The sequence below is a fragment of the Streptomyces calvus genome (assembly GCF_006782915.1).
Classification (GTDB): domain Bacteria; phylum Actinomycetota; class Actinomycetes; order Streptomycetales; family Streptomycetaceae; genus Streptomyces; species Streptomyces calvus.
In genome coordinates, this window is sequence record NZ_VCNP01000055.1 from 26,205 (window position 1) to 48,489 (window position 22,285).

General features: G+C 74.5%; 23 protein-coding genes. 16 read left to right on the forward strand and 7 right to left on the reverse strand.

Features of this window, described 5'->3' with window-relative positions; translation table 11 throughout:
* The first annotated feature begins 5 nt into the window (after window positions 1–5).
* From FGW31_RS27560 to FGW31_RS27600, 8 genes are all read left to right on the forward strand, one after another.
* Entirely contained in the window at window positions 6–1,361 is a 1,356-nt protein-coding gene (locus FGW31_RS27560) for a segregation and condensation protein A (protein WP_142196251.1), read from the forward strand.
* The gene (scpB, locus tag FGW31_RS27565; protein ID WP_142196252.1) at window positions 1,358–2,032 is read left to right on the forward strand and encodes an SMC-Scp complex subunit ScpB; all 675 of its coding nucleotides are present in this window, start codon (window positions 1,358–1,360) and stop codon (window positions 2,030–2,032) included. The genes FGW31_RS27560 and scpB overlap by 4 nt, the downstream gene beginning before the upstream one ends.
* Window positions 2,032–3,075, forward strand: a complete 1,044-nt coding sequence (locus FGW31_RS27570) for a pseudouridine synthase (RefSeq protein WP_142196253.1) — start codon at window positions 2,032–2,034, stop codon at window positions 3,073–3,075. Before scpB ends, FGW31_RS27570 begins: the two co-directional genes overlap by 1 nt.
* A 330-nt stretch (window positions 3,076–3,405) precedes the next feature.
* Window positions 3,406–3,882: a hypothetical protein gene (locus FGW31_RS27580; RefSeq protein WP_142196255.1), complete on the forward strand. Its 477-nt coding sequence runs from the start codon at window positions 3,406–3,408 to the stop codon at window positions 3,880–3,882.
* Window positions 3,879–4,643 carry a hypothetical protein gene (locus tag FGW31_RS35135; protein WP_161175524.1) on the forward strand — a complete coding sequence of 255 codons (765 nt, stop codon included), beginning with the start codon at window positions 3,879–3,881 and terminating at the stop codon, window positions 4,641–4,643. Before FGW31_RS27580 ends, FGW31_RS35135 begins: the two co-directional genes overlap by 4 nt.
* A 32-nt stretch (window positions 4,644–4,675) precedes the next feature.
* Window positions 4,676–5,578, forward strand: coding sequence for a transporter substrate-binding domain-containing protein (locus FGW31_RS27590; RefSeq protein ID WP_142196256.1), 903 nt, complete (start codon window positions 4,676–4,678; stop codon window positions 5,576–5,578).
* Window positions 5,579–5,645: 67 nt separating this feature from the next.
* Window positions 5,646–6,365 (forward strand): NUDIX hydrolase, encoded by a 720-nt coding sequence (locus FGW31_RS27595; protein ID WP_142196257.1) that lies wholly within the window; start codon window positions 5,646–5,648, stop codon window positions 6,363–6,365.
* Entirely contained in the window at window positions 6,362–7,396 is a 1,035-nt protein-coding gene (locus FGW31_RS27600; protein WP_142196258.1) for an ADP-ribosylglycohydrolase family protein, read from the forward strand. The genes FGW31_RS27595 and FGW31_RS27600 overlap by 4 nt, the downstream gene beginning before the upstream one ends.
* Before the next feature lie 28 nt (window positions 7,397–7,424).
* Here the strand turns inward: FGW31_RS27600 and FGW31_RS27605 are convergent, their stop codons facing one another.
* A complete protein-coding gene (locus FGW31_RS27605; RefSeq protein WP_142196259.1) occupies window positions 7,425–8,114 on the reverse strand; it encodes a nucleotidyltransferase domain-containing protein in 690 nt (229 codons plus the stop codon).
* A gap of 22 nt (window positions 8,115–8,136) precedes the next feature.
* A complete protein-coding gene (locus tag FGW31_RS27610) occupies window positions 8,137–8,547 on the reverse strand; it encodes a Rieske (2Fe-2S) protein (RefSeq protein WP_142196260.1) in 411 nt (136 codons plus the stop codon).
* 250 nt (window positions 8,548–8,797) lie between these two features.
* Between FGW31_RS27610 and aroH the strand changes: the two genes are divergently transcribed.
* From aroH to der, 5 genes are all read left to right on the forward strand, one after another.
* Window positions 8,798–9,160, forward strand: a complete 363-nt coding sequence (gene aroH, locus FGW31_RS27615; RefSeq protein WP_142196261.1) for a chorismate mutase — start codon at window positions 8,798–8,800, stop codon at window positions 9,158–9,160.
* Window positions 9,157–10,242 (forward strand): prephenate dehydrogenase, encoded by a 1,086-nt coding sequence (locus FGW31_RS27620; protein ID WP_142196262.1) that lies wholly within the window; start codon window positions 9,157–9,159, stop codon window positions 10,240–10,242. Before aroH ends, FGW31_RS27620 begins: the two co-directional genes overlap by 4 nt.
* A gap of 132 nt (window positions 10,243–10,374) precedes the next feature.
* Window positions 10,375–11,061 carry a (d)CMP kinase gene (cmk, locus tag FGW31_RS27625; RefSeq protein WP_142196263.1) on the forward strand — a complete coding sequence of 229 codons (687 nt, stop codon included), beginning with the start codon at window positions 10,375–10,377 and terminating at the stop codon, window positions 11,059–11,061.
* Window positions 11,058–11,720, forward strand: a complete 663-nt coding sequence (locus FGW31_RS27630) for a lysophospholipid acyltransferase family protein (RefSeq protein WP_142196264.1) — start codon at window positions 11,058–11,060, stop codon at window positions 11,718–11,720. Before cmk ends, FGW31_RS27630 begins: the two co-directional genes overlap by 4 nt.
* Window positions 11,721–11,782: 62 nt before the next feature.
* Window positions 11,783–13,273, forward strand: coding sequence for a ribosome biogenesis GTPase Der (gene der / locus FGW31_RS27635; RefSeq protein WP_142196265.1), 1,491 nt, complete (start codon window positions 11,783–11,785; stop codon window positions 13,271–13,273).
* 71 nt (window positions 13,274–13,344) lie between these two features.
* Here der and FGW31_RS27640 read toward each other — a convergent pair whose 3' ends face one another.
* Both FGW31_RS27640 and FGW31_RS27645 read right to left on the reverse strand, forming a co-directional pair.
* Window positions 13,345–13,764 carry a hypothetical protein gene (locus tag FGW31_RS27640; RefSeq protein ID WP_142196266.1) on the reverse strand — a complete coding sequence of 140 codons (420 nt, stop codon included), beginning with the start codon at window positions 13,762–13,764 and terminating at the stop codon, window positions 13,345–13,347.
* 88 nt (window positions 13,765–13,852) lie between these two features.
* Entirely contained in the window at window positions 13,853–14,635 is a 783-nt protein-coding gene (locus FGW31_RS27645) for a hypothetical protein (RefSeq protein ID WP_142196267.1), read from the reverse strand.
* Window positions 14,636–15,172: 537 nt separating this feature from the next.
* Here FGW31_RS27645 and FGW31_RS27650 point away from each other — a divergent pair.
* Window positions 15,173–15,865, forward strand: a complete 693-nt coding sequence (locus FGW31_RS27650) for a LysM peptidoglycan-binding domain-containing protein (protein ID WP_142196268.1) — start codon at window positions 15,173–15,175, stop codon at window positions 15,863–15,865.
* A 164-nt stretch (window positions 15,866–16,029) separates the two neighbouring features.
* Here FGW31_RS27650 and FGW31_RS27655 read toward each other — a convergent pair whose 3' ends face one another.
* Genes FGW31_RS27655 through FGW31_RS27665 form a run of 3 tightly spaced genes read right to left on the reverse strand, consistent with a single transcriptional unit; the run spans window position 16,030 to window position 20,289 of the window.
* Entirely contained in the window at window positions 16,030–16,701 is a 672-nt protein-coding gene (locus FGW31_RS27655) for an ABC transporter ATP-binding protein (RefSeq protein ID WP_142196269.1), read from the reverse strand.
* Entirely contained in the window at window positions 16,698–19,808 is a 3,111-nt protein-coding gene (locus FGW31_RS27660; protein WP_142196270.1) for an ABC transporter permease subunit, read from the reverse strand. Before FGW31_RS27660 ends, FGW31_RS27655 begins: the two co-directional genes overlap by 4 nt.
* A 1-nt stretch (window position 19,809) precedes the next feature.
* Entirely contained in the window at window positions 19,810–20,289 is a 480-nt protein-coding gene (locus FGW31_RS27665; RefSeq protein WP_142196271.1) for a hypothetical protein, read from the reverse strand.
* 142 nt (window positions 20,290–20,431) lie between these two features.
* Here FGW31_RS27665 and FGW31_RS27670 point away from each other — a divergent pair, with 142 nt between their 5' ends.
* Entirely contained in the window at window positions 20,432–20,995 is a 564-nt protein-coding gene (locus FGW31_RS27670) for a hypothetical protein (RefSeq protein ID WP_142196272.1), read from the forward strand.
* Window positions 20,964–22,265, forward strand: coding sequence for an ABC transporter substrate-binding protein (locus FGW31_RS27675; RefSeq protein WP_142196273.1), 1,302 nt, complete (start codon window positions 20,964–20,966; stop codon window positions 22,263–22,265). Before FGW31_RS27670 ends, FGW31_RS27675 begins: the two co-directional genes overlap by 32 nt.
* Window positions 22,266–22,285 lie beyond the last annotated feature (20 nt).

Genomic DNA, 22,285 nt, shown 5'->3' on the forward strand with positions numbered 1-22,285 from the left:
AGGCCATGACCTCCCACGACGCACCCGCCCCCACGCCCGGCGCCCGGCCGAACCGCCGCCGCGCCCTGGGCCGGGGCCCGGGAGCGCCCACGCCGCTGCCGACCGGACCGCCGGCGCCGGACGCCGCGCCGCCGGACGCCGCACCGGCGGCCGACGCACTGGCGGCCGTCGCACCGGCGTCCGAACCGGCAGCGGGCCCCGCGCCGAGCCCGGCGCCGGAGGCGCCCGCGGAGACGCCCGCGGAGACGCCTGAGGGCGCGGTGGGGCCCGGGAGCGCGGAGGCGCCGGAGAACCACGACGAGGTCTCGTACGCGGCGCCCGTGGCGCCCGCGGTGCCCGAGGCACCCGTGGCATCCGTGGCGCCCGTGGACGGGCGGGCGACGGCGTCCGAGGCGCCGGAGGACGACCGGGCGGCATCGCGGGACGCGGAAGCAGGTGATCCGGCTCCGGCCTCGACTCCGGCTCCGGCCCCGGTGTCCGCTGCCGGGGGCGGTGGCTCCGTACCGGTGGCGGCCGGGGCCGAGGCGGAGGACGACGGCCGGTTCACGGTGCGGCTGTCGAACTTCGAGGGGCCGTTCGACCTGCTGCTCCAGCTGATCGCGAAGCACAAGCTGGACGTCACCGAGGTCGCCCTGTCCAAGGTGACGGACGAGTTCATGGCGCACATCCGGGCCATGGGACCGGACTGGGACCTGGACGAGACCACCGAGTTCCTGGTCGTCGCGGCCACCCTGCTGGACCTCAAGGCGGCACGGCTGCTGCCCGCCGCCGAGGTGGAGGACGAGGCCGACCTCGCCCTGCTGGAGGCCCGGGACCTGCTGTTCGCGCGACTGCTGCAGTACCGCGCCTACAAGCAGATCGCGGAGATCTTCAGCCGGCGGCTGGACGCCGAGGCCCGGCGGTACCCCCGTACCGTCGGACTCGAACCGCAGCACGCCGAGCTGCTGCCCGAGGTCGTCATCAGCATCGGTGCCGAGGGCTTCGCCAGGCTCGCCGTGAAGGCGATGCAGCCCCGGCCCAGGCCGCAGGTGTACGTGGACCACATCCACGCGCCGCTGGTCAGCGTGCAGGAGCAGGCCGCGGTCGTGGTCGCCCGGCTCAGGGAACTCGGCGAGGCCAGCTTCAGGACCCTGGTGGCGGACACGGACGACACCCTGACCGTCGTGGCGCGCTTCCTCGCCCTGCTGGAGCTGTACCGGGAGAAGGCCGTCGCCCTCGACCAGGAGGCGGCGCTCGGCGAGCTGACGGTCCGCTGGACCGGCGGGGACGGTGACGCCGCCCACGCCGTCACCGACGAGTTCGACCGGCCGCCCGAGCAGCCCGAGCCGCCCGAGGAGGAGAAGAGGGAGAAGAGGACATGAGCGAGCCGAGCACCGACGCGCCCGCCGGGCTGCGCACCGTCGCGGACCTCGACCTCAAGCCCGCCCTGGAAGCGGTCCTCATGGTCGTGGACGAGCCCGCGACCGAGGAGCACCTGGCTAAGATACTGGAGCGCCCGCAGCGCCGGATCGCCGACGCCCTGCGCGAACTGGCCGACGAGTACACCGCCCAGGGCCGCGGCTTCGAGCTGCGGCTGGTCGCCGGCGGCTGGCGGTTCTACAGCCGTCCCGCGTACGCCGCCGCCGTCGAGGGCTTCGTCCTGGACGGCCAGCAGGCCCGGCTCACCCAGGCCGCCCTGGAGACCCTGGCCGTGGTCGCCTACCGCCAGCCGGTCAGCCGCAGCCGCGTCTCCGCCGTGCGCGGAGTGAACTGCGACGGCGTGATGCGCACCCTGCTCCAGCGCGGTCTGATCGAGGAGGCGGGCACGGAACCCGAAACAGGTGCGATCCTGTACAGGACGACGAACTACTTCCTGGAGCGGATGGGCCTGCGCGGTCTGGACGAGCTCCCGGAGCTCGCGCCCTTCCTCCCGGAGGCGGAGGCGATCGAGGCCGAGACCCAGGAAGGCGTACCGTCGTTCGATCCGGACGCACCGGACCCGGACGACGGTCCGACCACGAACACGCCTGACACGACGACGACGGAACTTTGATGCGAAGCAGCGGCAGCGGAAAGAGCGGCGGACGCGGTAACTACCGTGGCGCCGGCAATGACAGGGACCAGAAGCAGGGGCAGGGCCGCCCCCGCAAGCCCCGCCCCGAGGAGCGCCGCTACGACGTCGGCCCCGGAGCCACCAAGGACGGCCCGAAGTCCGGGCGCGGCGGCGCGAAGCCGTCCCCCCAGAAGGGCGGCCGGGGCCGTACCGCCCCGGCGCGCTCCCGCGAGTACGAGACGCGGATCGAGGAGCGCAACCGCGAGCGCTACGCGGGCAAGAAGGACGTGAAGCTCCCGAAGACCTTCCCGGGCGCCGAGCAGGAGGGCGAGCGGCTGCAGAAGGTCCTCGCCCGCGCGGGCTACGGCTCCCGGCGCGCCTGCGAGGAGCTGATCGAACAGGCCCGGGTCGAGGTCAACGGCGAGATCGTGCTCGAGCAGGGCCGCCGCGTCGACCCGGAGAAGGACGAGGTCAAGGTCGACGGCCTGACCGTCGCCACGCAGTCGTACCAGTTCTTCTCGCTGAACAAGCCCGCCGGTGTCGTCTCGACGATGGAGGATCCCGAGGGCCGGCAGTGCCTCGGCGACTACGTCACCAACCGCGAGACCCGGCTCTTCCACGTGGGCCGGCTCGACACGGAGACCGAGGGCGTCATCCTGCTCACCAACCACGGCGAGCTGGCGCACCGCCTCACGCACCCGAAGTACGGCGTGAAGAAGACCTACCTCGCGCACATCGTCGGCCCGATCCCGCGCGACCTCGGCAAGCGCCTGAAGGACGGCATCCAGCTCGAGGACGGCTACGCGCGCGCGGACCACTTCCGCGTCGTGGAGCAGACCGGCAAGAACTACCTCGTCGAGGTGACCCTGCACGAGGGCCGCAAGCACATCGTGCGGCGCATGCTCGCGGAGGCCGGCTTCCCGGTCGACAAGCTGGTGCGCACCGCCTTCGGGCCGATCACCCTGGGCGACCAGAAGTCGGGCTGGCTGCGGCGGCTGTCCAACACCGAGGTCGGGATGCTCATGCAGGAGGTCGACCTGTAGAGCCGGGCGGTCCGGCCGGCGGATCATGCCGCCCGCCGGACCCGCCGGACCCGCCGGACCCGCCGGACCTGCCGGGTCCGCCCCGGACCTGCCGGGTCCGCCCCGGGCCCGCCCCGGATCCGCCGGGCCCGCCGGACCTGCCGGGTCCGCCCCGGACCCGCCCGGACCCGCCGGAGCCCGGACCCGCCGGGCCCTCGGGAACGGCTGGTAACGGGGGTCACACCGGCCGTGTCCGGCGGTAGGATCCGCGCAAGAGGTGACGAGCCGTCATATCGAGCGCGCTCGAAACGGTCCGCCTCCGCAACGGTTTCCGAGGACTTGGGGGGTCCTGTGTCGGAACTGCTGACCGTCGCCAACACCATCGCACCCGTGATCACCACGGCCGCCGCGGGCTTCGCCGGAGCCGTCGTCCAGTCCGCGCAGAACCAGGCCGCCGACAGTGTCGTGCAGCGGGGCCGGGCCCTGGTGGGCCGGCTCCTGGAGCGCCGGCCGGAGGATCCGCAGGACCCCGGCACGGCCGACGCCGTCGAGCGGATCCGTGAGCTGTCGCCGGAGGACCGCCGCGTCCTGGACGCGGCGGTCGGGAAATGGCTGGACGAGCGGTCGGCCGACCTGCGCGCGGTCATCGAGCGCGAGGCCCGCGAGGAGCGCGCGTCCGCCGCCCGCGTCGCCGACTCGATCAACGTCCACGTGCACGGCGAGGGTTCGGCCGGCTTCGGCTACGTGCACCATCTGGGCGGCCTCCAGCTCGGCGGGCGTCCGCGGAACGAACCGGAGGAGGGGCGCCCGCAGGAGCGGGACCGTTGAGCGGCGACAGACCGCACGCGCGGGACGTCACCGTCGGCGTCGACGGCGAGAGGTCGCTCGGCTTCGGCTACGTGCACCTGCTCAACCTCAGCCTCGTGGGCGGCGACTGGCGTGAGGTGGCGGGCCAGGTGCGGCGCTGGAGCGGCTGGAACTGGCCACAGTTCCTCCTGGTCCTCGGACTCGACGCCGTGGCGCTGTTCATCGCCCCCGACGGCGACACCGGCCGGCTCGGCTGGCTGTACGCGGTCATGGCGGTCGCGCTGCTGCTGTCGTTCTGCCGGGTGGCCGGCGTCGTCGGAGCCCTGGCCGAACGGGCCGGGAAAGGCATGGCGTACCTGCCTCCGACGCTCTCCCTGGGCTGTGTGCTCCTCGCCTTCCTCGCGGTCGTCGGCATGCGCTACTACGCCGACCACGGCGAGGTGGACGTCACGGGCCGGGCCCGGATCACGGCCGAGGAGCCGCTGACGGACGGCGGCCTGCTGACCGTGACCGTGCGCAACGAGCCGGCCCGCGACCGGGTGCGGCTGGCGCTGGTCCTGGCCGACGCGGTGCCGGGCGCGCAGTCCTGCGTCCCGGCGACCACGTACGACGCCCGGCTGAGGGGCAGCGGGGCCCGCCGGGTGGAGGGGGTGCGCAGCGAGGAGGCGTTCTCCCTGCCGCTCGGCGGCATCCGGGGCGACGTCCACGTGGAGGTCGTCCTGCACACCGACACGGGGTGCCGCATGGGCGTGAGGGTGGCCGACGCGGCACTGCACGACTGAGACGCGGCACTGCACGACTGAGGGGGCGGGACATGAAGGGGACGTCGCGTACGAGGAGCGGAGCGCGGCGGCGCCGGGCTGCGGCGGCCGTGGCGGCGGCGCTGGCGCTGACGGCCGCGGCGTGCTCCGGCAAGGACCACGACGGGCGGTTCCTCGGGTCGCAGGAGATCGACGTGGCGATGCACAAGGACCTGCCCGGCATGTCGCTGTTCGAGAACTACACCTACTCCGGCTTCGACAACGCGCTCTACCTCGACCTGGAGAAGTGGCTGGAGGGCGAGGAGGGCGTGCAGGTCACGCGGAACGCCGACGTGTCCTCGGCCGCCCGCATCGCCAAGCTCCAGTCGGGCGACGCGGACCTGGTCGTGGCGTCGTTCTCCATCACCCCGGACCGCATGAAGGAGGTCGACTTCGTCGGGCCCTACCTGACCACCGTCCAGGGTTTCCTGGTGCGCTCCGGGTCCGGCATCCGCGAGCACGCCGACCTGTCCGGCAAACGCATCTGCACCTGGGACGGCACCACGTCGCGGGTGGCGCTCGGCGAACTGAGGAACTCCGTGTCCGTCGGCGGGACGGACGCCGAGCAGTGCGTGCGCAAGCTGCGGCAGGGACGGGTGGACGCCGTGTCGACCGACCAGGTCCTGCTCTACGGGTTCGCGCAGCACTCCGACGACGCGGAAGGGCTCGAGGTGGTTCCCGACCTGACGGTCGGCGCCCCGCAGCACTACGGCATCGGCGTCGCCAAGGGGCACCGGGAGGACTGCCGCCGGCTCGCCGACTGGCTGAAGGACTATGTGGGCGGCCGCGAGTGGCAGGGCAACTTCCGCGAGGCGCTGCCGCTGCTGACGGCGGAGCAGCCGGACTGGATCAGCCGGCACAAGCCCGAGGACGAACTCATCGACGCCCACTCCTGCGTGGACCGGCCGAAGACCTGAGCACGGGGTTGTGACCGACCCGCACCCTCTTTTATAGTCGTGATGACTATTAAAGGGGGTGCGGGTCATGGACGGCTACGACAAGTACGCCTTCGAACCCTTCGCCGTCACCGTCGACCTCGCCGTGTTCACCGTCCGCGAGGGCGCACTGCACGTGCTGCTCGTCGAGCGCGGCCAGGAGCCGTACGCCGGACAGTGGGCGCTGCCGGGAGGCTTCGTACGGCCCGACGAGTCGGCCGAGAGCGCCGCGCGGCGGGAACTGGGCGAGGAGACGGGGCTGACCGACGTCTCCGGACTGCACCTGGAGCAGTTGCGGACCTACAGCGAACCGGACCGGGACCCCCGGATGCGCGTCGTGTCCGTCGCCTTCGCCGCGCTGCTGCCGGACGCGCCCGAGGCGCACGGCGGCAGCGACGCGGCCCGGGCCCGCTGGACGCCGTACGGCGACGCGCGGGCGCTCGCCTTCGACCACGACCGGATCCTCGCCGACGCCCGGGACCGGATCGGCGCCAAGCTCGAGTACACCTGCCTCGCCACCGCCTTCTGCCCGCCCGAGTTCACCCTCGGGGAACTGCAGCAGGTCTACGAGACGGTGTGGGGAACCGCCCTCGACCGGCCCAACTTCCGGCGCAAGGTGCTCGCCACCCCCGGCTTCGTCGAAGCGGTCCCCGGCGCCGCGCGCCTCACCGGCGGCCGGGGCAAACCCGCCGCCCTCTACCGCGCGGGCACCGCCACCACCCTCCACCCGCCCCTGCTCCGGCCGACCCCGGAAGGACGCCACGCATGACACTCCACCGCACGACGACCACCGTCACCAAACGCGCCGCCACCGGAGCGCTCACCGGACTCGCCCTCGGCGACGCGCTGGGCTTTCCGACCGAGTTCAACGACGTGCCGTCGATCCTCGCGAAGTTCGGCCCGTGGCGGGAGATGGACCTGCCCCGGCCGGCGATCGTCACCGACGACACCCAGATGACCCTGGCCCTGGGCAAGGGGCTGCGTACGGCGATGGAGCGGGGCACGCTCGCGCCGAAGCGGCTGGAGCGGCCGGTGCGCGAGGAGTTCGTGGAGTGGTACCGCTCGCCCGAGAACAACCGCGCACCCGGCAACACCTGCCTCCGGGCGTGCCACCTGCTGGCCGACGAGGACCGGCCCTGGCAGGACGCCTCCCAGGTCCACTCCAAGGGCTGCGGCGCCAACATGCGCGTCGCGCCGATCGGCCTCGCCACCGGCCTGAGCGACGAACAGCGCGCGGGCGCCGCCCAGTTGCAGTCGGCCCTCACCCACGGGCACCCCACCGCGCTGGCCGCCTCCGACCTCACCGCGCACGCCGTACGGCTGCTCGCCGAGGGCGCCGAGCCGACCGGTCTGATCGGCCTGCTGCGCTCCTACGCCTACGACAACCGCACCCGCTACCACGAACTCTGGCTCGGCGACCTGTGGACCCGCGCCCAGGACCCCACCCCCGAGCACTTCATCTCCCGCGGCTGGGACGAGTGCCTGGAGATCCTCGGACGCCTCCAGGAGGCCGTGCGCACCCTCTCCCCGGAGACCGACCCGTGCCAGGCCACCGGCGAGGGCTGGATCGCCGAGGAGGCCCTGGCGACCGGGCTGCTCTGCTTCCTCCAGTTCGTCGACGAGCCGCTCACCGCGCTGCGCCGCGCCGCCTGCACCGCGGGCGACTCCGACTCGATCGCCTGTCTCGCCGGCGCCTTCGCCGGCGCGCACCTGGGTGCGGACGCCTGGCCGGCGGAGTGGGCCGAGCGCATCGAGTACCGGGACGACCTGCTGGCACTGGGAGCCCTCTGGGACGCGTGACCGGGCGGGGGCCGCGCGGGGGGCGGTCCTAACCGGTCCGCAGGGCCGAGGCGTGGCGGGTGCGGACGAGGAAGTCCTCGACGCGCCGCCGGTCCGGTCCGGCCGGGAGCGGGGTGCGGAGGGCCGCCTCCTCCGCCTCCCGCTCCAGGCGCGCCATCCGGGCCTCCACCTCCGGCCAGGGCACCTCGCCCCGCCTGACCGCGAGCAGCGGCTCCCGCTGCTCGCCCACGTCGAGCGTCAGCACGCCCGTCCGCAGCAGGTCACGGGCGCAGGCCAGCAGCCGGAGCAGGTGCATCGCGTGCTTCCAGCGCGGGGCGCCGTGCCGGCTGACGTGCGCCTGGAGCTTGCGGCGCTGACCGTGCGCGTACCGCGTGAACGTCTCGTGGACCCGGCGGGAGAGGAACGCCCCGCGCAGGGCCATCAGTTCGCGGCCGGTGTCGTCGGCGTACTCCACGAGCGGCGAGTGCAGGCACTCCAGGACGGTGGGGTTGGCGCGCAGGGCCAGCTCGCAGAAGCGTTCCAGCTCCCAGCTGAACTGCTCCTCGGCCGGACCCTCGACATGCGTCGGCGGCTTGTCGAAGCGCCAGAACAGGGAAGTGGGCGCCAGGAAGACACCCCGGAGGTCGGTGTCGCTGCCGTCCGTGGCCAGACCGAAGGCACGCGAGCCCATGACGCAGGCGTAGATCGTGTGGTCGCCGACCAGGCTTTCGGGGAGCATGCCCGGGAGCGTACGCGGCGGTTCACGCCAGGCGGATCGAATTTCCGTCCACCGCGATCCTCTCCCCGGGCAGCGCGCGGGTCGCCGGACCCCGGTCCACCGAGCCGTCGGCGATCTTGAACCGGCTGCCGTGGCAGGCGCAGTTGATGGTGCCGTCCGCGACCTCGGCCACGACGCAGCTCTGGTGCGTGCAGATGGCCGTGAAGGCCCTGAAGTCGCCTTCCTCGGGCTGGGTGACCACCACCTTCTCGTCCTTGAAGATCCTGCCCCCGCCCACCGGGATGTCGCCGGTCGAGGCCAGCTCGCGTCCCTCGGCGGCATCCGGGGCGGGGGAGTCCGGCGAGGTGCCGCCGCCGTCCTTGCCGCAGCCCGCGGCCAGGGCCGCCGCGCCGGTCGCGAGGAGGACCGTGCGGCGCGTCGCGCGATGGGTCATGTCGTCACTCCGAGGGTGGGGGTGTGCACGAGAAGGCAACTGCGGCGGGCGGGACTGGGCGGAACTGCGGGGGCATGCGTTCCGCATCTTGGCACCGAAAACGCCGAAGCAGAAGCAATTCACGACGAAGCACCATCAAACGCGCACACCGGCGCCGTCTCAGCGGGCGAGCGTCCGGCCCGGGCCGCGCCCGGGCTGACTACGCTGGATGACCGAACAGCACAGACGCACAGCAGCAAGGAGCAACGTCGTGGCGGTACGCGCGGTCCGGGGGGCCGTCCAGTTGGAGCGGGACGAGGCCGGACACATGGAGGAGCAGGTCGGCGCGCTGCTCACCGCCGTACTGGAGCGCAACGGCCTGGACACGGACGACCTGATCAGCATCTGGTTCACGGCCACGCCCGACCTGCACTGCGACTTCCCGGCCGCCGCCGCACGCAGGCTCGGCATCGTCGACGTCCCCCTGATCTGCGCCCAGGAACTCGACATCGAGGGCGCCATGCCCCGCGTCGTACGGATCCTCGCGCACATCGAGTCCGACAAGCCGCGCGCCGACGTCGCACACGTCTACCTCGGCGCCGCCGCCGCCCTGCGCAAGGACATCGCCCAATGAGAACCGCACTCGTCATCGGCACCGGACTCATCGGCACGTCCGCCGCCCTCGCCCTGACCCGGCGGGGCGTCACCGTCCACCTCGCCGACCACGACCCCGAGCAGGCCCGTACGGCCGCCGCGCTCGGCGCCGGGACGGACGCGGCGCCCGAGGGGCCCGTGGACCTGGCGATCGTCGCCGCCCCGCCCGCCCACGTGGCCGACGTGCTCGCCGACGCGATGCGGCGCGGGGTGGCCCGCGGCTACATCGACGTGGCCAGCGTCAAGGGCGGACCACGCCGCGAGCTGCTCGAACGCGGGCTGGACCTCGCGGCCTACATCGGCACCCACCCCATGTCGGGACGGGAGAAGTCCGGACCGCTGGCCGCCACCGGCGACCTCTTCGAGGGCCGGCCCTGGGTGCTCACCCCGACCCGGGACACCGACACCGAGGTGCTCAACCTCGCCCTCGAACTGGTCTCGCACTGCAGTGCCGTGCCCGTCGTCATGGACGCCGACGCCCACGACCGCGCCGTCGCCCTCGTCTCCCACATGCCCCACCTGGTCTCCAGCATGGTCGCCGCCCGCCTGGAGCACGCCGAGGAGGCCGCCGTACGGCTGTGCGGGCAGGGCATAAGGGACGTGACCCGGATCGCCGCCTCCGACCCCCGGATGTGGATCGACATCCTGTCCGCCAACCCCGGACCGGTCGCCGACCTGCTCACCGACGTCGCCGCCGACCTGGAGGAGACCGTGCGGGCCCTGCGCGCGCTGGAGTCCTCCGACGAGGACAAGCGCCGCGAGGGCGCCACGGGCATCGAGGACGTGCTGCGCCGCGGCAACGCCGGCCAGGTCCGCGTCCCCGGCAAGCACGGTTCCGCGCCGCGCGTCTACGAGGTCGTGGCGGTGCTCATCGACGACCAGCCCGGCCAGCTGGCCCGGATCTTCGCCGACGCCGGCCGCCTCGGCGTCAACATCGAGGACGTCCGCATCGAGCACGCCACCGGGCAGCAGGCCGGTCTGATCCAGCTGATGGTGGAGCCCAAGGCCGCTCCGGTGCTCACGGCGGGCCTGCGGGAGCGGGGCTGGGCGATCCGGCAGTGACGGGCCCGGGCCCTTCCGCCGAAGGGCCCGATCGTCCGCTTGTCGGAAGGGTCCCGGGGAGCCAGTAATCTGGTGCGGGGCGCATGCGCGCCCCGCACCCACCACCACACCGCACCAGGAAGGTGTTCCCCCGTGGAAAACGGCGCCGCCCAGCCCGTGATTGTCGCCATCGACGGCCCCTCCGGCACGGGCAAGTCGAGCACGTCGAAGGCCGTGGCGGCGCAGCTCGGCCTGAGCTACCTGGACACCGGCGCCCAGTACCGGGCGATCACCTGGTGGATGGTGAACAACGGCATCGACACCGACGACCCCTCCGCGATCGCCGCCGTGGCCGGCAAGCCCGAGATCGTCTCCGGCACCGACCCCGCGAGCCCGACCATCACCGTCGACGGCGTCGACGTGGCCGGCCCGATCCGTGAGCAGGACGTCACCTCCAAGGTCAGCGCGGTCAGCGCGGTGCCCGAGGTGCGGGCCCGGATCACCGAGCTGCAGCGCTCCATTGCCGCCTCCGCCGTCACCGGCATAGTGGTCGAGGGCCGCGACATCGGTACCACCGTGCTGCCCGACGCCGACCTGAAGATCTTCCTGACCGCCTCCCCGGAGGCGCGGGCCGCCCGCCGCAGCGGCGAGCTGAAGGGCGCCGACGTCAACGCCACCCGCGAGGCCCTGGCCAAGCGGGACGCGGCCGACTCCAGCCGCAAGACCTCCCCGCTGGCCAAGGCCGGCGACGCGGTCGAGGTGGACACCACCGACCTGACCCTGCCGCAGGTCATCGAGTGCGTCGTCACCCTCGTCGAGGAGAAGCGGGCCGGGAAGTGACCGACGTTCCCTCGGTGCGCGGCGCCGAGGTCGGGCGCCGCATCGGCGTCGGCCTGATGTACGGGCTGTGGAAGCCGCGCGTGCTGGGCGCCTGGCGGGTGCCCGCCTCCGGCCCGGTGATCTTCGCCGTGAACCACTCGCACAACATCGACGGCCCGATGGTCATGGGCGTGGCACCCCGGCCGACGCACTTCCTGATCAAGAAGGAGGCGTTCGTCGGCCCGCTGGACCCGTTCCTGACCGGCATCGGCCAGCTCAAGGTGGACCGCCACTCCACCGACCGCACGGCGATCGCGCGGGCGCTCGGCGTGCTGGAGCAGGGCGGCGTCCTCGGCATCTTCCCCGAGGGCACCCGGGGCGAGGGCGACTTCGCCTCGCTGCGCGCGGGGCTCGCGTACTTCGCGGTGCGCAGCGGCGCGCCGATCGTGCCGGTGGCCGTGCTGGGAAGTTCCGAGCGCCGGGGACGGTTGATGAAGGGGCTGCCGCCGCTGCGCTCCCGCGTCGACGTCGTCTTCGGCGACCCGTTCGAGGCGGGCGACGGCAGCGGACGCCGCACGCGCAAGGCGCTGGACGAGGCGACCGAGCGCATCCAGAAGCAGCTCACCGCGCACCTGGAAAACGCCAGGCGCCTCACCGGGCGCCGAGCGACACTTGAGTAGTGGATCACCGCTGACTGCGGCGCTCCACCGATCACCACGATGAACGACGAGGTACGGACTTCATGAACGACCACATCCAGCCCGACGGCTCGGACGCGTACGAGGGTGCGCACGAGCACGACCACGGGGCGCTGGGCGATGCCGAGTTCGCGGAGTTCCTGGAGCTCGCCGCGGAGGAGGGCTTCGACCTCGAGGACGTCGAGGGCGCCATCGAGGCGGCCGGACACGGTCCGCTGCCGGTGCTCGCCGTCGTCGGCCGGCCCAATGTCGGCAAGTCGACCCTGGTGAACCGCATCATCGGCCGCCGCGAGGCGGTCGTCGAGGACAAGCCGGGCGTCACCCGCGACCGCGTCACCTACGAGGCCGAGTGGGCGGGCCGCCGCTTCAAGGTCGTCGACACCGGCGGCTGGGAGCAGGACGTCCTCGGCATCGACGCCTCCGTGGCCGCGCAGGCCGAGTACGCCATCGAGGCCGCCGACGCGGTGGTCTTCGTCGTGGACGCCAAGGTCGGCGCGACCGACACCGACGAGGCCGTGGTCCGGCTGCTGCGCAAGGCCGGCAAGCCGGTCGTGCTGTGCGCCAACAAGGTGGACGGCCCGAGCGGCGAGGCCGACGCCGCCTACCTGTGGTCCCTGGGCCTGGGCGAGCCCTACCCGGTCTCCGCGCTGCACGGCCGCGGCACCGGCGACATGCTGGACCAGGTCCTCGAGGTGCTGCCGGAGGCCCCGGCGCAGACCTTCGGCGGCGCCGTCGGCGGACCGCGCCGGGTCGCCCTGATCGGCCGCCCGAACGTCGGCAAGTCCTCGCTGCTGAACAAGGTCGCGGGCGAGGAGCGGGTCGTCGTCAACGAACTCGCCGGCACCACCCGCGACCCGGTCGACGAGATGATCGAACTCGGCGGCAAGACCTGGAAGTTCGTCGACACGGCGGGCATCCGCAAGCGCGTCCACCTCCAGCAGGGCGCCGACTACTACGCCTCGCTGCGCACCGCCGCCGCCGTCGAGAAGGCGGAGGTGGCCGTCGTCCTGATCGACGCCGCCGACTCCATCTCGGTGCAGGACCAGCGCATCGTCACCATGGCCGTGGAGGCGGGCCGCGCGCTCGTCCTCGCGTACAACAAGTGGGACACCCTCGACGAGGAGCGCCGCTACTACCTGGAGCGGGAGATCGAGACCGAGCTCGGCCAGGTGGCGTGGGCGCCGCGGGTGAACGTCTCGGCGCGCACCGGCCGCCACATGGAGAAGCTGGTCCCGGCCATCGAGACGGCCCTGGAGGGCTGGGAGACCCGGGTGCCGACCGGCCGTCTGAACGCCTTCCTCGGCGAGCTGGTGGCCGCCCATCCGCACCCGGTGCGGGGCGGCAAGCAGCCGCGCATCCTGTTCGGCACCCAGGCGGGCACCCGGCCGCCGCGGTTCGTGCTGTTCGCCTCCGGCTTCATCGAGGCGGGCTACCGGCGCTTCATCGAGCGCCGGCTGCGCGAGGAGTTCGGCTTCGAGGGCACGCCGATCCACATCTCGGTGCGGGTGCGCGAGAAGCGCGGCAAGAAGAAGTAGCGAACGGCCGACACGGTGAGGGGGCGGTCCCGCCACGGGACCGCCCCCTCACCCTGTCCGTCGTGCCGCGGTCAGGCGCCTCTGCGCGGAGCCGGTGGCAGTCCGGCCGGCACGTGGTGCATCCCGGAGGTGCTGCGGCCGACCGTGCCGACCCGCTGCCACTGCGGCTGCTGGCCGGTGCCCTGCCGGGTGCTGCCCGCCCCCGCCCCATAGCCGCCGTACGCACCGCTCACCAGGGAGGCGCCGAAGGTCCCGGGGCTGTGACCGCCGTACGAGCCGGTACTGCGCGGGATGTTGCCGAAGGCGGTGAAGCCCAGGTCCTCCTCGCCGCTGCGGTCACCCGGCAGCGAGCGGAAGGACTTGACGTACTCGGTGTAGAGGGCGTCGTAGATCGGCGTGGCCGAGGGGCCGCTCCGGGAGTCCTGCGCCGGGCGCACGGGGGCGGGAACCGAGGCGAGGGGCTGGCGGCGGGGAGCGTCATATGCGTGCACGTATGTCCAAACGACCCCGTGGCGCGAGGGATGCGGTCCTTTTGTGCCTTTCGCCGGTCGCCGGGTCGCCGGGGGAGCGCCGGGCCGGTCAGAGGCCGGCGAGCGGCAGCGTGGCGGCGACCAGCTTGCCGTTGGCCGCCGCCTTGTCCAGCGCGTCGCGCAGCAGGTCCTCGCGCGGCTGGCGGCCGATGGAGCCGACCGGGGCGGCGAACATCAGCACGTGCCGGAGCTTGTTGGCGGCCGTCCGCCAGCCGTCGGTGACCTGCAGCGGCTGGTGCGCCTGCCACCACGCCACCGGGCTGCCGCCGTGGGGGCTGGGCTGGAGCACGGCGTGCAGCTGTCCCGCGGCGAGCAGGACCGACCAGCCGTGCAACGCCGGCGGTACGGACGCGAGTTCGGTCAGCGGCATGAAGCCCTGCTCGATCAGCAGCGGCAGGAAGTCGTCGCCGGCCCCCAGGGAGCCGGGCCGCGCGACGGGCGCGGTCGGCTCCACGACCAGGGCCGGGTGCAGTTCCCCGGCGATCAGGACCAGTCCGCTGGTGACCCCGAGCACGGCCTGCTGCGGGGCCGCGTTCACCGGTTCCGGCGCCGGGGCCTGACCGCCGATGGCCCGCACGGCGCCCTGGAGCTGCTCCTCGGTGACCTGGACGACCTGCGAGGGCAGGCAGGTGGCGTGGGCGAAGGCGAGTACAGCGGTCTCGTCCCCGATGAACAGGACGGTGCTGGTGCGCTCCTGCGCCGGGTCGCCCGGGGTGCGGCAGGAGGTGCAGTCGTAACTGCCCGGGGCGGACTCTCCGACGAGCAGGCGGTCTGCTTCTTCGTCGCCGATCTCGGCGCGTACCTCGTCGCTGACGTCGAGCATGCGCGGCACGGGTGGCTCCCTCGGGATGCGGTGCGTGGCGAGGCCGGGTGGCGCCCGGCCCGTGGTCCGGGTGGGTCCCCGGCTCATGAAGAAGACAACGGGCGATCTGTGGCGGGAGTCACGCCCCAGGGCGAACGGAATCGAACCATCCGACGCGCACGGTCACGACCGGCGCGGAACCAGCCACTCCATGTCAACTCGCCGTGTACGCAATGTCGTTGAACGGGTGAGGTGTCTCACAGGTTTACGGATGTCCTGGTCGACAAATCCGGAAATCAGCGAATGAAATGGGTGGCCGAAAATCGCTGCTACCTAGGGTAAGGCACAACTGGCCTGGCACGACAGGCGGTTGGTTGATCAGGGGCCCGGCCGCTCCCTAGATTCCTCCGCCGTGTGCAGCGAGCACCGCTCGGGTACGTCCGCCGACCGCACGAACAGCACCACCGCACGACCCGACGGCGGACGGGGCGACCGCGGCTCACGCGCCCCATGGCGCGGCGAGCGGCGTTCCGCCTCGGGGCCCCGAGTCCTCGGGAAGGGACCTACATGTCCGAATGTGCCGACAACACCCGCGACACCGCCCGTAGGACCCGCACGGCGGCGGTCCTGGCCGGCGCGGCGCTGCTCGCGCCGCTGGGCCTGCTGGCCGCCACCGGGAACGCCGCGGCGGCGGACGGCGGGGTGTGGGACCGCATCGCACAGTGCGAGAGCGGCGGCAACTGGCACATCAACACCGGCAACGGCTACTACGGCGGACTGCAGTTCTCCGCCTCCACCTGGCGCGCCTACGGCGGCACGGCCTACGCGCCGACGGCCGACCGGGCCACCAGGTCCCAGCAGATCGCCGTGGCCACGAAGGTCCAGCGCGCCCAGGGCTGGGGCGCGTGGCCGACCTGCTCGGCCCGCGCGGGTGCGTCGGGCGACGCACCCGCCACGGGCTCGGGGAGCGCGCGCACGACCCCGTCGGAGCCCTCGAGGACGACGGAGTCCTCGAAGCCCGCACGGCCGTCGGCACCCGTGACCCCGGCGGACCCGTCCCGGCAGACCGGCCCCGCCCGGGCCGCCGGGCACACGGACCGGGGCGCCTCGCGCGGGGAGTACACCGTCCGTGCGGGCGACACGCTGAGCGGCATCGCCGCCCGGCACGGCGTGAGCTGGCAGCGCCTGTACGAGGCCAACCGGTCCGTCGTCGGCGACGACCCCGACGTGATCGTGCCCGGACAGCGCCTCGACGTCTGAGCCGCTGCCGCACCCGGCACACGGGGCCCCGTCCGACCGGACGGGGCCTTCCGCCGTACTGCCGTACCGCGTGCCGCCGTGCCGCCGTGCCGCCGTGCCGTCGTGCCGCCGTGCCGCCGTGCCGCAGTACCGCCGTGCCGCCGTACCGCCGCTCCGGGACCGCGTCACGGCCGCTCCGCCGACGTCCCGGACCGGCCGTCGAGTTCGCCCGCCTCCCCGGCGAACACCACCGAGCCGCGGCGCAGCACGTACACGAACGCCGGACGACCGAGCAGCGGCGCGGGCGGCAGCCGCTGCTCGGCGACGACCACGCACGCGTCGAGCGCCGCCAGCAGCGCGTACGTGCGGGCCGCGACCGCCGGGGACAGGCCCTGCGCGGGCTCGTCGACGAGCACCACGCGCGCGCGGGCGAGCAGCGCCCGCGACAGGGCCAGCATGCGCTGCTCGCCGCCGGAGAGGGTGCCGGCCCGGCGCTCCAGCAGCAGCCGCAGCGCCGGGTAGGCGGCGAGGGCGGGCTCGGGGTCGGGCGCGGTGAGGGCGAGGTTCTCGCGCACGGTGAGGGAGCCGAAGACGGCCTGCCGCTCCGGTACCAGGCACAGCCCGCGCCGGGCCCGCTCGTGCGCCGGTACGCCGGTCACGTCCGCACCGTCCCACCGCACCGACCCGCCGGACAGCGGCACGGCGCCGGCCAGCGCGCGCAGCACGGTCGTGCGGCCGGAGCCGTTGCGGCCCAGGAGCACGGTGAGCCCGGGGCCCGGGGCGGCCAGGGTGACGCCGTGCAGGGCCTCCAGCGGGCCGTACCGCACGCGCGCGTGGTGCAGCGAGACGAGCGTCACGGGCGGTCCCCCTCCCCGAAAGTGTCCGGGCGGTCCGCCTGCCCGGGAGTGTCCGGGCGGTCCGTTCGCCCGAGGGCGTCCAGGACGCTGCCGGGCGGGCCGGAGGCGATCACGCGGCCCGCGGTCATCACGTGCACCACGTCGGCGAGACCGGCGACCAGGTCGAGATCGTGCTCCACGACCAGCAGCGCCGTGCCGTCGGCGGCCAGCGCGGCGAGGATCCGGGTCAGCGCGGCGACCTCGCCGGTGTCGAGTCCGGCGGCGGGTTCGTCCAGCAGGAGCACACGGGGGCCGGTGGCGAGGGCGCGGGCGAGCTCCACCCGGCGCAGGGTGCCGGTGGGCAGACCGGTGGCCGGGTGGGCCCGCACCGGTCCGTCGAGGCCGAGCAGCCGCAGCGTGCGCTCCACCGCGCCGGGACCGGCGCCCGGCCGGCCCTGCTCGGCGCCGACGCGTACGTTCTCGGCCACGGTCAGCGTCGGGAAGACCGCCGGCTGCTGGAAGGTGCGGGCGATGCCGAGGCGGGTGCGGGCGTGCGCGGGCAGCCGGGTGATGTCCCGCCCCGCGAGCCGGACCGTTCCCCGCGTCGGCCGCACCGTCCCCGCCAGGCAGTGGAACAGCGTGCTCTTGCCGGCCCCGTTGGACCCGACCACCGCGGTCACCCGCCCGGCCGGGAGGTCCAGGTCCACACCGTCCAGCGCGACGAACCCGCCGTAGGCCGCGTGCAGGGCACGCGCCCGCAGGACGGGCTCGGCGGCGCCGAGCGCGCTGCCCGGTGCGACCGCCGGGCCGACGCGGGTCCGTCGAGGGTCCTTCCGGTCGGGGCGTTCGCCGGGCGGCCGGCCGGACGGCGCGGCACCGGAGGGCTCGTGGCCGGGCGCCCGGTCCGGTGCGGGGCCCTTCCCGGGGGTGCTTGCGGTTGCGTCGCGGTGGGCGGGACGGCCGGACGGCGTGCCGGCGGTGTCCTCGTCCCGGGGCGTCGGGCGCCGGTCGTCGTCCGGCCCGGGCGGACCGGCCGGCGGGCCCCCGGCCACCGGCTCCGCCGCCCCGGCACGCGGCACGGAACCGCCGGGCGGAGGCGCGGCCGTTCCGGCGTGTGGTGCGGGGCGGCCGGGCGGGCGGTGCGGTGCGTGGCGCGGGTCCGCGGGGGCCGTCCGGCGTGCGGCCGCCTCCGTCGCTCCCGCCTCCGTCGCTCCCGCCTCCGTCGCTCCCGCCGGCGCCGTGGCGGGCACGCGGGCGGGCTCCGGCCCGCGCAGCCGACGGCGCAGCCGCGCGGCCAGCGGTGTCGGCCGCGGCCGACGCGGCGGAGGCCGCAGCCGTCCCGCCGCCGCCCGCAGCACCTCGTACGGCCCTCCGGGGAAACGCCCCGCCAGGACCGCCAGTACGCCGATCACGGCCGCCGCCACACCCCCGTGCGTCCCGGCGTCCAGGCCGACCAGCAGGGCCGCGGCGAGCAGCGCGCCCAGGGTGCTGTCCGCGCCCAGCACCACCACCGCCGCGAACCACAGCAGGCCCCGCACGGGGTCGTAGGCGGCGGGGTCGAAGGCGCGCAGCCCCATGCCGAGCATGCCGCCGCCGAGCGCGGCCAGCGCGGCACCGCAGACGAAGGCCAGGAGTTTCAGCGACGGCACGCCCACGCCCGCCGCCCGCGCCCCGGCCTCGTCGTCCCGCATCGCCGCCAGCGCCCGCCCCGCACGGCCCCGGCGCAGCGACCGGACCGCCAGCAGCGCGCACCCCAGCAGGACCAGTTCCAGGACGTAGTAGGCGCGGTCCCCGTCGAACCCCGGCGGGCGGCCCAGGGACAGCCCCGACGTGGCGTACGGCTGGTCGAAGACGAACCGGCTCACCCCGACACCCACCGCGAACGTCGCCAGCGCCAGCGCGGGACCCCGCCGGCCGATCGCCGGCCAGCCGGTCAGCAGGCCCAGCGGAGCGACCAGGACGACCGCCACCGCCAGCGCGGCCGGCTCGGGCACGCGGGGCAGGCCGGGGAAGCGGCCGGCCGCCAGCAGCGCCGTGAACAGGGCGCCCAGGCCCGCGTACGCCGCCTGCCCGAGCGAGATCTGCCCTCCCCGGCCGGTGACGACCACCAGCGACAGCAGCACCACCGCCAGCGCCGGGACCTGCACCGCCGTGTGCAGGTCCCGCCCGGCGAAGCCCAGCGGCAGCAGGAACAGCACCCCGGCCACGATCCAGGCGCCCGGCGGCGACGGCACCCGCGCGGTGGCCGTGCGCGGCAGCGCGTCGCCCGTGCCGACACCGGGCAGCACCAGGGCGGCGAACAGCAGCGCCACGACGAAAAGGTTCGCGCCGACCGCCTGGAGCAGCGGTTCGCCCCACCCCGGCGGGTGCAGCCGCGTCAGCTGGCTCTGCGCCCCCCCGACGGCGAGCGCCACCAGCACCGCCACCGGCAGACTCCGCATCCGCGCGGCGACCGCGACCGCCATCACCTCCATGACGAGCAGCGGCAGCCCGTACGGGTCGAGCCGTACGTGAGGCGCGAGCAGGACGCCGGTCAGGCCGGCCGTGAACGAGCCGAACGCCCAGCCCGCCGCCGCGACCCGGCCCGCGTCGACCCCGGCCAGCGCGGCCAGCCGCCGGTCGTCCACGACGGCCCGCAGCTCCCGCCCGAACCGCGTCCGGCGGATCACCACCGCCACCGCGGCCCCCAGCACGGCCACCGCCGCCAGCTGCCCCCACGGGTCCGCCGCCACCAGCACCGGCGCGTCGTCCCGCGCCCCCTGCCCCCACACCAGCGCCGCCCCGCCCACCAGGAGCACGAACACCCCGATGGACGCCATGAGCGTGCGCGCCGGATCCCCGCCCGCCACGGCCGTCGGCCGGAACACCAGCCGCTCCAGCACCAGCCCCAGCCCAGGCGCCACCACCAGCAGCGTCACCGCCGCGGCCCACCACAGCGGCCAGCCCCAGTCGACGACGCAGCCCCGCAGCACGTACGCGCACACCATGGCGATCGCCCCGTGCGCGAAGTTCAGCACCCCCGTCGCCCGGTACGTCACGATCAGGCCGATCCCGGTGAGCGCCGCCGCCGCGCCCACCGAGAGACCGGCCAGGGCCAGGTCGTACGTCAGCGAGGCCGTCGGGCCCACGTCAGCCGTCGGTCCCTTCGGCGGGTTCGCAGATCGGGCAGGGCCGGAGCCCACCGCCCGCCATCAGCTTCGCGTCCACCGGAACCGCCTCCGTCCGCCCCGCGACCAGCGGGCAGTCCGCCCGGTGCCACAGCGTCCCGCCCGGCACCATCAGCATCTCCCCGCCGACCGCCGGCGGCGCGTCGGCGGCCCGCTCCCGCCCGTCCGCGTCGTCCGGCCCGGCGGCCACCAGCAGGTCGTACAGCTCCTCCACGCGCGCGGCGGCGACCGCCCACCGCCCCTGCGCCAGCAGCACCGCGCCGGCCACGATCAGGGCGGCGCCCGGGACCGTGGCGGAGGCCAGATAGGGCAGTTGCCGTTCGGCGTGGCGCTCACCCGAGACGCCGTACCAGCCGAGGACGCACAGCACCGCCCCGGCGGCGAGCGCGACCCAGCCCGCCCACAGGACAGGGTGTCCGGTCGGCGTTCGTGCCGTCCGCATCATGCCTCCCACCACGTCGGATGTCCTCGCACCTGACCGCCCGCCCCGGCCGGACGCCGACGGCTTGCACGATGCCCTGTGCAAGCCGACCCTGAAAGCACCGGGCGCCCACGGCCCGGACCGACACCCGGTGGTGAGCCAGATGGTTCTCGGCAGTGACCTCAGGCGGGGGAACGCGCGGCCGGCGCGCCCGCGGACGGCGGGACGGGGCACGGCGGTCACCGCCGCCCTGCTCCTCGCCCTCGGACCGGCCCTCGCGGCATGCGGCGACGGCGGCGGCGACAGCCCGAACGCCACGGGGACGGCCGAGCGCACGGCGACCGCGACGGCCGAGGGGCCCGCGGACAGGGCGGCCGCCGAGCGCGAGGTCAAGCAGAACTGGGAGAAGTTCTTCGATCCCAAGACCTCCCTGGACGACAAGAAGAAGCTCCTGCAGCACGGCGAACTGATGGGCCCGCTGCTCCAGTTCTTCAGCGGCGACGAGCGCGGCGGACAGGTCCAGGCGAAGGTCTCCGAGGTGTCGTTCACCTCGCCGACCGAGGCGGACGTGAAGTTCGCCCTCACCCTGAAGGGCGTCACCGCCCTGCCGGACGCCTCCGGAAAGGCCGTCGAGGACGACGGCACCTGGAAGGTGTCCGTCAAGTCGCTGTGCGCGCTGGTGCAACTGAGCGGCGATGGCTCGCCCCCGTCCGTCCCCGGCTGCTGAGGCCCTCGCCACCGCACTGCTCCTCGCGCTGACCGCGGCCTGCGGCAGCCGCCTGCCCGAGAGCGACTTCCAGGACGACGGCCGCCGCCCGCCCGCCTCCGCACCGGCCACCGGCGAACCGGTCCGGGTGGGCATCCTCACCAGCGCCACCAGCCCGGTCGGCGCCGGTGCCTTCACCGGCCCGCGCGACGGCGCCAGGGCGTACTTCGACCGGCTCAACGCGCGCGGCGGCATCGACGGCCGGCCCGTCGAGGTGCGGCTCTGCGACGACGGCGGCAGCGGCGCCGGCAACAACGAGTGCGTGCACCGGCTGATCGAGGAGGACGAGGTGGTCGCCCTGGTGGCCACCACCGTCCTCGACTACGCGGGCGCCTCCCGCGTCTCGCGCGCGGGCGTGCCCGACATCGGCGGCCAGCCCATCGGCACCGCCTACGACACCTACCCGCACCTCTACAGCGTCTACGGCAGCAGCGCGCCGAGGAACGGCACGCCCGGCTGGGACGGCACGCTGTACGGCGGCACGGAGGTGTACCGCTACTTCAAGCGCGAGCACGGCGCCCGCACCGCCGCGGTCGTCTCCTACAACCAGTCCGCGTCCGCCGCCTACGCGCGGCTCGTCGAACGGGGCCTGAAGGCCGAGGGCTACCGGGTGGTCACCCAGCAGGTCGACTTCGCGCTGCCCAACTTCCGCGCGGTGGCCGCCGACCTGAAGGAGCAGGGCGCCGACCTGGTCTTCGACGCCATCGACCGCCACGGCAACGCCCGCCTGTGCCGGGCCATGGACGACGTCGGCGCCCGGGTCACCGCCAAGGTCACCAACGTGCAGAACTGGACCTCCACCGTCGCCGAGGACCACAAGGACGCCCCGCGCTGCCGCAACGCCCTGTGGGCCACCGGCTCCAGCCGCAACTTCCAGGACACCGGCCACCCGGCCGTCCGCGAGTTCCGCGACGCCACCGCGGACCTGAAGACCCACTCCCAGTGGCAGTTGGAGGGGTGGGCCGCCGCGCGCTGGTTCACCGACGCCGCCCGGTCCTGCGCGCGCACGGGCATCACCCGCGCCTGCGTCGACTCCGCGGTGAACCGGGCCGAGGGCTACACGGCGGGCGGACTGCTGCTGCCGGTGTCCTTCCGGCCGTCGCCCGAGCCGCCGGGAACGGGGAGGAGCTGTCTGTCCGTGGCGCGCTGGCGGGACGACCGGGGCTGGGTCACCCAGGGCGACATGAACCGCACCTGCTTCCGGGTGCCGCAGCTGGCCTACGAGCCCTGAACCGCGGCCCGTTCAGGACA